Annotated in this window: 8 protein-coding genes and 2 tRNA genes; 8 read left to right on the top strand and 2 right to left on the bottom strand. The window is 73.6% G+C overall.

Going from position 1 to position 10,728, the window contains the following annotated elements:
* Nucleotides 1–7 precede the first annotated feature (7 nt).
* The gene (locus tag SOY78_RS10735) at nt 8–1,309 is read right to left on the bottom strand and encodes a DUF4032 domain-containing protein (protein ID WP_061867192.1); all 1,302 of its coding nucleotides are present in this window, start codon (nt 1,307–1,309) and stop codon (nt 8–10) included.
* Between the two features lie 119 nt (nt 1,310–1,428).
* Between SOY78_RS10735 and SOY78_RS10730 the strand changes: the two genes are divergently transcribed.
* The 5 genes from SOY78_RS10730 to SOY78_RS10710 all read left to right on the top strand — a co-directional run bounded on the left by SOY78_RS10730 (nt 1,429) and on the right by SOY78_RS10710 (nt 6,573).
* Nucleotides 1,429–2,289 carry a DsbA family protein gene (locus SOY78_RS10730; protein WP_231862071.1) on the top strand — a complete coding sequence of 287 codons (861 nt, stop codon included), beginning with the start codon at nt 1,429–1,431 and terminating at the stop codon, nt 2,287–2,289.
* Nucleotides 2,290–2,409: 120 nt separating this feature from the next.
* Nucleotides 2,410–2,486 (top strand) — tRNA-Thr (locus tag SOY78_RS10725).
* A gap of 275 nt (nt 2,487–2,761) precedes the next feature.
* Nucleotides 2,762–4,213 (top strand): S8 family peptidase, encoded by a 1,452-nt coding sequence (locus SOY78_RS10720; RefSeq protein WP_231862070.1) that lies wholly within the window; start codon nt 2,762–2,764, stop codon nt 4,211–4,213.
* A 200-nt stretch (nt 4,214–4,413) separates the two neighbouring features.
* Nucleotides 4,414–4,487, top strand: a tRNA-Val gene (locus SOY78_RS10715).
* Between the two features lie 166 nt (nt 4,488–4,653).
* Nucleotides 4,654–6,573 carry a threonine/serine ThrE exporter family protein gene (locus tag SOY78_RS10710; RefSeq protein ID WP_036382481.1) on the top strand — a complete coding sequence of 640 codons (1,920 nt, stop codon included), beginning with the start codon at nt 4,654–4,656 and terminating at the stop codon, nt 6,571–6,573.
* 13 nt (nt 6,574–6,586) lie between these two features.
* Here the strand turns inward: SOY78_RS10710 and SOY78_RS10705 are convergent, their stop codons facing one another.
* Entirely contained in the window at nt 6,587–7,264 is a 678-nt protein-coding gene (locus SOY78_RS10705; protein ID WP_324701564.1) for a uracil-DNA glycosylase, read from the bottom strand.
* A gap of 36 nt (nt 7,265–7,300) precedes the next feature.
* On the opposite strand from SOY78_RS10705, the gene SOY78_RS10700 reads away from it, so the two are divergent.
* The 3 genes from SOY78_RS10700 (at nt 7,301) to groL (ending at nt 10,664) form a co-directional block, all read left to right on the top strand.
* A complete protein-coding gene (locus SOY78_RS10700; RefSeq protein WP_205805498.1) occupies nt 7,301–7,645 on the top strand; it encodes a DUF3263 domain-containing protein in 345 nt (114 codons plus the stop codon).
* A 3-nt stretch (nt 7,646–7,648) separates the two neighbouring features.
* On the top strand, nt 7,649–8,713 hold the full coding sequence (locus SOY78_RS10695; protein WP_182488655.1) for a LytR C-terminal domain-containing protein: 1,065 nt from the start codon (nt 7,649–7,651) through the stop codon (nt 8,711–8,713).
* 319 nt (nt 8,714–9,032) lie between these two features.
* Entirely contained in the window at nt 9,033–10,664 is a 1,632-nt protein-coding gene (gene groL, locus SOY78_RS10690) for a chaperonin GroEL (protein ID WP_036382487.1), read from the top strand.
* The last annotated feature ends 64 nt before the right edge of the window (nt 10,665–10,728 follow it).

The raw sequence follows: 10,728 nt of genomic DNA, 5'->3' as shown, positions 1-10,728 counted from the left end.
TCCGGCGTCAGTCCGCGTCCGCAGGCGGGACGGCGCGCAGCATGGTGGTCGTGGGGTGCAGTGCCACCGCGTCCTCGTCGCGGCGGGCCCGCAGCACCGTGTCCACGTAGGAGTCCACCGCCTCCTGCAGGGGCACGGCCCGGCCGCGGGCCTCGGAGAGGTACCAGCGGTGCTCGAGGAGCTGGTGCATCACCTCGGCGGGCTCGAGCTTGGCTCGCAGCTCAAGGGGCACCGAGCGGACCACGGGGTCGAACACCTCCACCACCCAGCGGTGCGCCGCAGCCTCGATGTCCATGTACGGGTCCCACTCCCGGCGGGCGGCCTCGATGTCCACGAGCAGCCGGCGGGCCTGGTTCTCCTGGACCTCGAGTCCCGTGAGGCGGGTCAGCCGACGGCGGTGGTAGCCCGCGTGGATCTCGACGGGCCGGGCGATCATCATCCCGGGGGCGTCGGCGGCGCGCAGTGAGTACTCGGCCAGCTCGAACCCGAGCTCCTGCAGGCGGCGGACGCGGCGGTCCAGGCGCCACGGCTCGGCGCGGGGGAACAGCAGAGGCTCGGTCAGCTCGTCCCACAGCCGGCGGTAGGAGGCCACGAGCAGGTCCGGCGTGGTGACGGGGTCCACCTCCGGGTCCAGCAGCCCGCTGGCCTGCAGGTCCAGCAGCTCGCCGCCCACGTTCACGGCGGCCACGTCCAGGTCGTGCTCGCGCTGGCCGTTGGACAGCCGCTCCCGCAGCTCGCCGGTCTCGGCGTCCACCAGGTGAGCGGCGAACCCGCCCGCGTCCCGCCGGAACAGGACGTTGGACAGGGAGACGTCACCCCAGATGAACCCCTCGAGGTGCAGTTCCACGAGCAGCGTCGCCAGCGCGTCCATGAGCCGCACGAGGGTGCGGCGCTCGAGGCGCTCCGAGAACACGGCGCGGTACGGCAGGGAGAAGCGCAGGTGCCGGGTCACGAGGGCGGCGGGCAGGGGCGTGCCGTCGTCCTCCGTGCGTCCGGTGACCACGGCCACCGGCACCACCGACGGCGCCGGGCTCCGCTCGAGCCGGCGCAGCAGCCGGTACTCGCGGAACGCGAGTTCTTCGGTGGTCTCCTTCACCGCCACGATGCCCCCGCCCATCCGGGCGAAGCGCACCACGTGACGGGAGATGCCCCGCGGCAGGGCCGCCAGCACCTCACGCGGCCACATGTCGAGGGGGAGCACCCAGGGCAGGGCGAGCAGAGACGTCGCCGGGTCCTCGGTCGCGTCCCCCGACGGGGCGCCCGTGATGGTCAGTCGATCGACGGGGGAGGGGGTCTCGGCGGTGTCCATGGTCACGATCCTTCCAGACAGGGCCGCTATGCTCGCCTGGCGCGGCGCGCCCGCTGCCCGCCGGCTCCGGTGCTCGACCCGGACCGACTGCCCCACGAGGAGGACCCTTGGCCCGGAACATGTCAGGCTCGCACACCTCGGCGACGGACGCTCGTGCGCGTGCCCGCCAGATCCAGGAGGAGCAGCGCAGGAAGGACAGTCGCCGCCGCACCGGCGTCATCTGGGGCTCGGTCCTCGCGGTGGTGCTCGTGATCGGCCTCGTCGTCGCGTTCGTGCTCAACCGCAACGGCGACGACGCCGCCACCGCCGGCCCCATCCCCGCCGTGGCGAACGAGCAGGGCGGCATCGAGTTGGCCTCGGCCACGGCCCTGGCGGAGGGCGCGGGAGAACGCGAGGTCGACCCCTCGAAGATCGAGGTGCCGAAGCAGTCCGCGAGCTCCCAGCCCGAGACCCTGCCGAACACCGAGGCCCGGGCGGACGGCGAGCCGACGCGGATCGTGCTCTACGCGGACTTCAACTGCGTGCACTGCGCGGACTTCGAGTCCACCAACGCGGACCAGATCGAGCAGTGGCTCGAGCAGGGTGAGGCCACGGTCGAGTACCGGATGGTGGACTACCTGAGCGCCCCGAATAACCAGAACTACTCGGCCCGCGCCGCCAACGCCGCGTACTGCGTGGCGGACCAGAAGCCCGAGGCCTACAACGGCTTCGTGGCCGCCCTGTTCGCCGCCTACGACGAGCACCAGGGCAAGGGCCTGGACAACGCGGCGATCACGCAGCTCGCGCAGGAGCACGGCGCGGACATCGCCTCCTGCGTCGAGGACGGCACGTTCCGCTCCGCGGTCGAGCACACCACCCGCCAGGCGCGCGTCGCCGGCGTGGCCGGCACCCCCACCGTGTTCGTGGACGGGAAGAACTGGGCCCTCGACGGCGAGGACAAGACCTTCGCCGACTGGGCGGGCGCCAAGATCGCCGGCTGACCCGGCTGACCCGTCGCCGAGGTCCGCGGGGCGTCCCCACGCAGGGGGCGCCCCGTGCCGTCCGCCCGGGCCTTGTACGCTGGGAGGGTCGGCCGCGGCGCCCCCGGGCGCCGGCCGCCGGCCTCCTTAGCTCAGCTGGCCAGAGCAGCTGCCTTGTAAACAGCAGGTCGCCGGTTCGAATCCGGCAGGGGGCTCCACCCCACCGCGGGCCCGACGGCGCCGCGCACCTCCGCCGGGAGGGCGCGGCGCCGTCGTCGTGTCCGGCGCGGGCCGACGCTGGGGTGCCGCTGTGCGCGCCCCGACCATCCGCCCGGCCCGGCTGGCGGAACCGCGAGAGATGCCTCGACCATCCGCCAGACTTCGGCCCGCGGCCTCGCCGTGACGGAATCGTGACCCTACCGTGAGCTCAGTCACCCTGGCCCGAGCCCCTCGGGCGCCCGCATCCGGTGACCCAGAACTCCGAGGAGATCCCGTGCAGTCCTCCACACCCCGCAGCACCCGCCGCCGCATCGGCGCCCTCGTGGCCGGCGCCGTCCTCGCCGGCGGGACCCTGACCTCGTCCCCCGCGCTCGCGGCCCCCTCCGGCGGCGCCCCCGCCGCACCGGCAGCGAGCCCGACCGCCGCCTCACCCCTGGCGGCGGCGCAGGTCGAGGACCCGAGCGCCGACGGCTACGACTCCTTCATCGTCACCTACAAGGAGACCGCCGCCAACGCCCACGCGAAGGGCCGCGCCAACGCCTGGGGCAAGGCCGCGAAGGAGGCCGGCGTCTCCGTGAAGGAGCTGCGTGAGACCGCGCTCGGCTCCCGCGTGGTCAAGGCGGACCGCAAGCTGGATCAGGCCGAGTCCGCGAAGTTCATGGCCGACCTGAAGGCCTCCGGGGCGGTCGAGGCCGTGGAGCCGGACGCGCTCCTCACCGCCACCGGCCTGAGTCCCGTGGACGCCCTCTACTCGCAGCAGTGGGGCTTCACCGGCAGCCACGGCATGCGGGTCCCCGGGGCGTGGGATCGCACGACGGGCTCCGGTGCGACCGTGGCCGTCATCGACACCGGCATCACCTCCCACCCGGACCTCGACCGCAACGTCGTGCCCGGCTACGACTTCATCTCCGACGGCAGGGCGGCGCGCGACGGCGGTGGCCGCGACTCCAATCCGCGTGACGAGGGCGACTGGTACGCCGCCGGCGAGTGCGGCACCGCCGGTGCCTCCGACTCCTCGTGGCACGGCTCCCACGTGGCGGGCACCGTCGCGGCCGTGGCCGACTCCCAGGGCGTCGTCGGTGTGGCGCCGAACGCGAAGATCCAGCCGATCCGCGTGCTCGGCAGGTGCGGCGGCTCGCTGTCCGACATCGCCGACGCGGTCGTGTGGGCTGCCGGCGGCACGGTGGCGGGCGTGCCGGCCAACCCGAACCCGGCGGACGTCATCAACATGTCCCTCGGTGGCTCCGGCATGTGCGGCACCACCTACCAGAACGCGATCAACGCGGCCGTCTCCCGCGGCGTGCCCGTCGTCGTGGCCGCGGGCAACGAGAACCAGCCCGCCGCCAATGTGCGCCCGGCCAACTGCCAGAACACCGTCGTGGTGGCCGCCTCCACCTCGCAGGGCGCCCGCGCCTCGTTCTCGAACTACGGCTCCGCCGTGGACGTGACCGCTCCGGGGGCGAACATCATCTCGACCGTGAACAACGGCGCCACCACCCCGACGACGGCCGGCCACGCCGCCTACAACGGCACCTCGATGGCCACCCCGCACGTCGCGGGCCTGGCCGCCCTGCTGCTGGCCGCGCAGCCGAGCCTCACCCCGGCCCAGGTCGAGTCCACCCTCACGTCCACGGCCCGGTCCATGCCGGTGACCTGCTACGCAGGCTGCGGCGCCGGTCTGGCGGACGCCACCAGGGCGGTCTCCTCCCTCGGCGGCAGCTCCTGACCGGGGCCCGCCCCGGGCGCCGGGGCCTCGTTGGTCGCCCAGGGCGGTTTCGAGCCCGGCGCCACGCTGACCGACGCCTGACGTGCTCGTCGGCTCTCGACGGCCGCTCCGCCGTGCGCGGGGCGGCCGTCGCCCGGGTGGACAGGCGACGCCGCCTGAGGTATCGTTCTTCGAGTTGTCACCCCCATGGGGCGACGCCCGGATCTTTAGCTCAGTTGGTTAGAGCGTTCGCTTCACACGCGAGAGGTCGCTGGTTCGAGTCCAGTAAGATCCACCGCAGCAGGGCCCTCCTCCGGGAGGGCCCTTTCGCATCCCCGGGCCGCGGTGCCGAAGGCCCCGGCGGGGGAGGTGTCGGCGTGGTTGGATGGACGCGTCGGCGGGGCTCGGCCCACCGCCGTCTCGCGTCCAGCGCCCGCATACGGAAGGAGAGGGTGAGCCGCATGGAGCAGGAGGGCACCCAGGAGCCGGCGCGGTTCGACCCCCGCATCGCGGAGCCCCCGGCCGTCCCCACGCTCATCCCCGTGCTGCGCCCGGCCGGCGCCGAGGACGCCGCCGCTGTCGGCGACCTCGCGATCGACCCGGAGGACCCCGGCCTGCTCGACCTCGACCCGGCGGAGTCGGCCCACCCGGCCGCGGCCGCGGTCGCCGTCGAGCCGACCGAACCGCTGCCGCCCGTGGTCCGCCCCGCCGCCGCCGATCCGGTCCCGGCGCCGGCGCCGGAGCCGGAGGAATCGGCCGAGCCGGAGGAGACGCTGCCGGAGCCGGCCGCGGACGCGCCCCTGACCGAGCCGCCGCTGTCCGAGCAGGTGCCCACCTCCGTCCTGGCCCCCGCGGAGGCCGACGGCGCCCTGCCCGCCCCGGACGTGATCCCCGCGCCGGACATCACCGTCCCGGACCCGGTGGTCCCCGTGGGCCCGCCCGAGAAGCGCGGGCGTCGGCGCGGCCGGCGCTCCCGCGAGGTCTTCGTCGAGAACCTGCCGACGCAGGCGCTCGTGCTGGCCGACCGCCTGCACTCCTCGCCGTACGGGCGCCGCATGCACTCCACGCTGCAGCAGCGCCGCGCGGAGGCGCAGGCCCTTGAGGCCCGCACGACCCTGGACTTCGCGCTCAAGCTGGGCGAGACGATGTTCAGCTTCGGCGCGGCCTCGCTGGACGTGGAGACCTCGATCATCGTGGCCACGCAGGCCTACGGGATCCTCGAGACCGAGGTGGACCTGACCAACCAGTCCATCTCCCTGAACTACGCGCCCGACTCCTCACGCGGCGAGGCCCCGTTCACCCTCCAGCGGGTGGTCCGCTCGTCCTCGGTGAACTTCGAGGGGCTCGTGGCCGTCCACCGGCTCGTCGAGGAGATCGCCGCGGGCGAGGTGGACCGGGCCGAGGCCCAGCGCCGGCTCGTGGAGATCCGGCATCAGCCCAAGCCGTTCCCCGCCGTCTTCGAGGTCCTCTTCTCCGGCGTGTTCGTGGCCTGCTTCGTGCCGTTCATCGGCGGGACCTGGACGGGCGCGGCCCTGGGCATGGTCTCCACCTGGCTGGTCTTCTGGCTCAAGGTCCAGGCGGACAAGGCGCGCTTCCCGGAGATCTTCTCCACGATGTTCGGGGCGATCACGGCCACGGTGATCGCGCTGATGGCCCACGCCCTCGACCTGCCGGTCAACCCGGCGCTGGTGATCGCCGGCGGCATCATGATGCTCCTGCCCACGGCGAGGTTCGTCACCGCGGTGCAGGACGCCATCCACGGCTTCCCGGTGACCGCCGCGGGCCGCTTCCTCTCCGCGCTGCTCGTGTTCGCCGGCGTGATGGCCGGGATCATGATCGCCGTGGGCATCGGGGATCTCGTGGGATTCGAACAGCTGGACCTGGCCGAGGCGGGGACGCTGAGCTATCCGCCGCTGCTGCTGCTGGGCCTCGTGATGGCCGCGGGCATGGCGGACGCGGTGGTGGAGCAGTCGCGGTGGCCGCAGATCCTGGCCTGCGGTCTCGTGTCCGGGGCCGGCTTCGGCGCGTACCTGGCCGCACAGCAGATCGGGGTCAGCGACCGGCTGGTGCCCGCGGTCGCCGCGGCGGCGGTCGGGTTCCTCGGCCGCCTGGTGGCCCAGCGGCTCGCAGCCCCGGCGCTCGTGATCGTCCTGCCGTCCATGCTGTTCCTGCTTCCCGGACTCACCATGTTCCGGTCCGTCTACGGGTTCACCGTGGAGACCGGGGCCACGCTGCTGGGCGTCGAGGGACTGTTCAACGCCGCGGTCATCGTCGTGGCGATCGCGGCCGGCGTCGCCTTCGGCAACACCCTGGCCAAGCCGATCACCGACCGGATGGGCACGCTGCTGCCCACCGAGCTCGTGATGCACCAGCGCGGCTGACCGGCGGCCCGGCTCAGTCGGGCAGGCGCCAGTCCACCGGGGCCGCGCCGGCCGCCTCGAGGAGCCGGTTCACCCGGCTGAACGGCCGGGAGCCGAAGAACCCGCGGTGGGCGCTCAGGGGCGAGGGATGCGGGGACTCCACGACGCCGGCCCCCGCCGCCGTCAGCAGCGGCGCCATGCGCCGCGCGTCGGCTCCCCACAGCAGCCCCACGAGCGGGGTGCCGCGCGCGCAGAGGGCCCGCACCGCGGCCTCCGTGATCTGCTCCCAGCCGAGGCCGCGGTGGCTGCCGGGTGCGCCGGCCCGCACGCTGAGGGCGCGGTTCAGCAGCAGCACGCCCTGGTCCGTCCACGCGGAGAGGTCCCCGTGGGCGGGCGGGGTGATGCCGAGGTTGTCGTGCAGCTCCCGGTGGATGTTGGCCAGGGAGCGGGGCAGCGGCCGCACGTGGCGGTCCACCGCGAAGCTCAGGCCGATCGGATGGCCCGGCGTCGGGTAGGGGTCCTGGCCCAGCACGAGGACGCGGACGTCCGCGAACGGCTGACGGAACGCCCGCAGGATGTGCTCCGGCGCCGGCAGCACCTGCTCTCCGGCCGCCCGGCGGGCCCGCAGGGCCTCGCCGACCTGCTCGAACGCGGCGGCCTGCGGGGCGAGGGCCGCCTCCCAGCCCGGATCCAGGGGCGCGATGAACTCCATGCCCCGAGGGTAGACCGGGTGGGTACAGTGGCCGCCATGTCCCACCCCACGCCCGTCTCGCCCGATCCGGCCCCGGACGAGGGTGCCCGCGCGCGGGCGCGACGGGACGAGCTGACGGACCTGGAGCGTGCGGTCCTGGACCTGGAGGCCGCCACCTGGCGGTACGGCGGGGCCAAGGACCACGCCGTCCGAGAGCGTCTGGGGCTGTCTCCGACCGCCTATTATCAGGTGTTGAACGGATTGCTGGACCGTGAGGCCGCCCTGGCCTACCGACCCCTGCTGGTCACGCGGCTGCTGCGCAAGCGCGGCACCCGCAGCCGGGCCCGGAGGGGACCCGCGGATCCGGCGCCGTCCACGCCCGCTTCCCGCCAGGAGAACTGACCCATGGCCTACCAGCCCGACCGCTTCGACGAGGTCCCCGAGTACACGGACCAGCGCGGCGCGCACCGCGAGTCCTTCGCCGCCGCCGGCGCGACCGCCGCGGGCGGGGGTCGCCGCCTGAGCCCGCTGCTCTGGGTGGCCGGCCTCGTCCTGCTCGCCGGCCTGTTCGTGGGCGTCGTCCTGCCGTGGCTCACCGGCGACCGCTCCGAGCCCGTCGCCGCCGAGAGCTCGACGACGGCCCCGGCGGTCGAGCCGTCGACGTCGACGTCGGCGTCGTCCGAGTCCTCCTCGGCGTCCTCCGCGTCGGTGTCGACTGCATCCGCGACCGAGTCCGCCACCCCGTCCGAGGACACGGCGGAGGCGTCCCGTTCCGCGGCTGCGGCCGCGGCTGAGTCCTCGCGGGTGGCGCAGGAGGCGGCCGCCGCAGAGGCCGCCGAGTCGTCCCGGGCCGCCGAGTCGTCCCGTGCCGCCGCGGAGGCCGCTGAGTCGTCCCGTGCCGCCGCCGAGGCACAGGCGGCGGAGGCCTCGCGTTCCGAGGCCGCCGCGCAGTCCGCAGAGGCGTCCCGGTCGGCGGCGGCCGTCCAGGCGGCGGAGTCCTCGCGCGCCGCCGCGTCCCGTTCGGCCGCCGCGGCGGAGGCCTCGCGCTCGCAGTCCGCGGCCGCGTCGAGCTCCCGTGCGGCCGCGCAGTCTGCGGCCGCGTCGAGCTCTCGTGCGGCCGCGCAGTCTGCGGCCGCGTCGAGCTCTCGTGCGGCCGCGCAGTCTGCGGCCGCGTCGAGCTCTCGTGCAGCCGCGCAGTCCGCGGCCGTGCGCGGCACCCACGTCACCGTGTACAACGCGACCCGTACCCAGGGCCTCGCCGCCTCCTACGCGCAGCGGCTCACGAGCTCCGGCTACACCTCGGTGGACGCGAAGAACTGGAGCGGCTACGGCATCCAGTCCTCCACCGTCCTGTACAACGGCTCGGCCAACAAGGCCGCCGCCGAGGCGGTCGGCAAGGAGCTCGGCTTCCCGGTCATGCAGACCCCGAACCTGCAGGTGAACGGCGTCGCGGTGGTCGTCACCGGCTGACCCGACCGTCGTGCGGCCGTGCCGGCCGCGCACCCTTTCCGGCCCCCGGCGGGGCGCCTTCCGAGGCGTTCTGCCGGGGGCCGTCCGCCGTCCGCGGAAGGGCGGGCCCCGCACTGCGGACCTTTTGCACTCTCCCGGTGCGAGTGCTCATAATGGGGTTAGCACTCCGAAGGCGCGACTGCCAGCCGTACCCCGGTCGGTCCGGCGCCGTGGAGGAGGACCTGTCCACCGGTGAGGCCCCCCAGGGGCCGTCCGTCGCGGGCATCGGCGCGGGTCAGCCACCAGCAGTAGGAAGCCGACGTCCAGAAAGGACCTGCACATGGCCAAGACCATCGCATTCGACGAAGAGGCCCGCCGCGGCCTGGAGAAGGGCCTGAACACCCTGGCCGACGCCGTGAAGGTGACCCTCGGCCCCCGCGGCCGCAACGTGGTGCTGGAGAAGAAGTGGGGCGCCCCCACCATCACCAACGACGGCGTCTCCATCGCCAAGGAGATCGAGCTCGAGGACCCGTACGAGAAGATCGGCGCGGAGCTCGTCAAGGAGGTCGCCAAGAAGACCGACGACGTCGCCGGCGACGGCACCACCACCGCCACCGTGCTGGCCCAGGCGCTGGTCCGCGAGGGCCTGCGCAACGTGGCCGCGGGCGCCGACCCGCTGTCCCTGAAGCGCGGCATCGAGAAGGCCGTGGAGGCCGTCACCTCCGAGCTGCTCTCCGCCTCCCGCGAGATCGAGACCAAGGACCAGATCGCGGCCACCGCCTCGATCTCCGCCGCGGACAAGCAGATCGGCTCCCTCATCGCCGAGGCCCTGGACAAGGTCGGCAAGGAGGGCGTCATCACCGTCGAGGAGTCCAACACCTTCGGCCTCGAGCTCGAGCTCACCGAGGGCATGCGCTTCGACAAGGGCTACATCTCCGGTTACTTCGTGACCGACGCGGACCGCCAGGAGGCCGTCCTCGAGGATCCCTACATCCTCATCGTCAACTCGAAGATCTCCTCCGTGAAGGACATGGTGGCGATCCTCGAGAAGGTCATGCAGTCGGGCAAGCCGCTGCTGATCATCGCCGAGGACGTCGAGGGCGAGGCCCTGGCCACCCTCGTGGTCAACAAGATCCGCGGCACCTTCAAGTCCGTGGCCGTGAAGGCCCCGGGCTTCGGTGACCGCCGCAAGGCCATGCTCGCCGACATCGCCATCCTCACCGGCGGCCAGGTCATCTCCTCCGAGGTGGGCCTGTCCCTGGAGAACGCGACCCTCGACCTGCTGGGCACCGCCCGCAAGGTGGTCATCACCAAGGACGAGACCACCATCGTGGAGGGTGCCGGCGACGCCGAGCAGATCGCCGGCCGCGTGGCCCAGATCCGCTCCGAGATCGAGAACACCGACTCGGACTACGATCGCGAGAAGCTGCAGGAGCGCCTCGCCAAGCTGGCCGGCGGCGTGGCCGTCATCAAGGCCGGCGCGGCCACCGAGGTGGAGCTCAAGGAGCGCAAGCACCGCATCGAGGACGCCGTGCGCAACGCCAAGGCCGCGGTGGAGGAGGGCATCGTCGCCGGCGGCGGCGTGGCCCTGATCCAGGCCGGCGCCAAGGCGTTCGGCGGCCTGCAGCTCGAGGGCGACGAGGCCACCGGCGCGAACATCGTGAAGGTCGCCATCGAGGCTCCGCTGAAGCAGATCGCCTTCAACGCCGGCCTGGAGCCCGGCGTCGTGGCGGACAAGGTCAAGACCCTCGACGACGGCCACGGCCTGAACGCCGCCACCGGCGAGTACGAGGACCTGCTGGCCGCCGGCATCAACGACCCGGTGAAGGTGACCCGTTCGGCCCTGCAGAACGCCGCGTCCATCGCGGGCCTGTTCCTGACCACCGAGGCCGTCGTCGCGGACAAGCCCGAGAAGGCCGCCGCCGGCGCCGAGGGCATGGACCCGATGGGCGGCATGGGCGGCATGATGTGATCAGCCGCTGAGCCGGCCCGACCCGTTCGGGCGCCAGCCTGCGAGGCCCGTCTCCCCGTCCGGG

Origin of the sequence: Micrococcus sp. HOU01, from assembly GCF_035609305.1 — a bacterium.
Classification (GTDB): Bacteria; Actinomycetota; Actinomycetes; order Actinomycetales; family Micrococcaceae; genus Micrococcus; species Micrococcus luteus.
Note: the sequence above shows the minus strand (reverse complement) of the source record. Positions and strands in the feature narration are given on the sequence as shown.

Excerpts from the sequence above, each read along its gene's own strand:
- SOY78_RS10735 (WP_061867192.1), bottom strand. The coding sequence starts at position 1,309 with ATGGACACCGCCGAGACCCCCTCCCCCGTCGATCGACTGACCATCACG.
- SOY78_RS10730 (WP_231862071.1), top strand. The coding sequence starts at position 1,429 with ATGTCAGGCTCGCACACCTCGGCGACGGACGCTCGTGCGCGTGCCCGC.
- SOY78_RS10710 (WP_036382481.1), top strand. The coding sequence starts at position 4,654 with ATGGAGCAGGAGGGCACCCAGGAGCCGGCGCGGTTCGACCCCCGCATC.
- SOY78_RS10705 (WP_324701564.1), bottom strand. The coding sequence starts at position 7,264 with ATGGAGTTCATCGCGCCCCTGGATCCGGGCTGGGAGGCGGCCCTCGCC.
- SOY78_RS10700 (WP_205805498.1), top strand. The coding sequence starts at position 7,301 with ATGTCCCACCCCACGCCCGTCTCGCCCGATCCGGCCCCGGACGAGGGT.
- SOY78_RS10695 (WP_182488655.1), top strand. The coding sequence starts at position 7,649 with ATGGCCTACCAGCCCGACCGCTTCGACGAGGTCCCCGAGTACACGGAC.
- groL (WP_036382487.1), top strand. The coding sequence starts at position 9,033 with ATGGCCAAGACCATCGCATTCGACGAAGAGGCCCGCCGCGGCCTGGAG.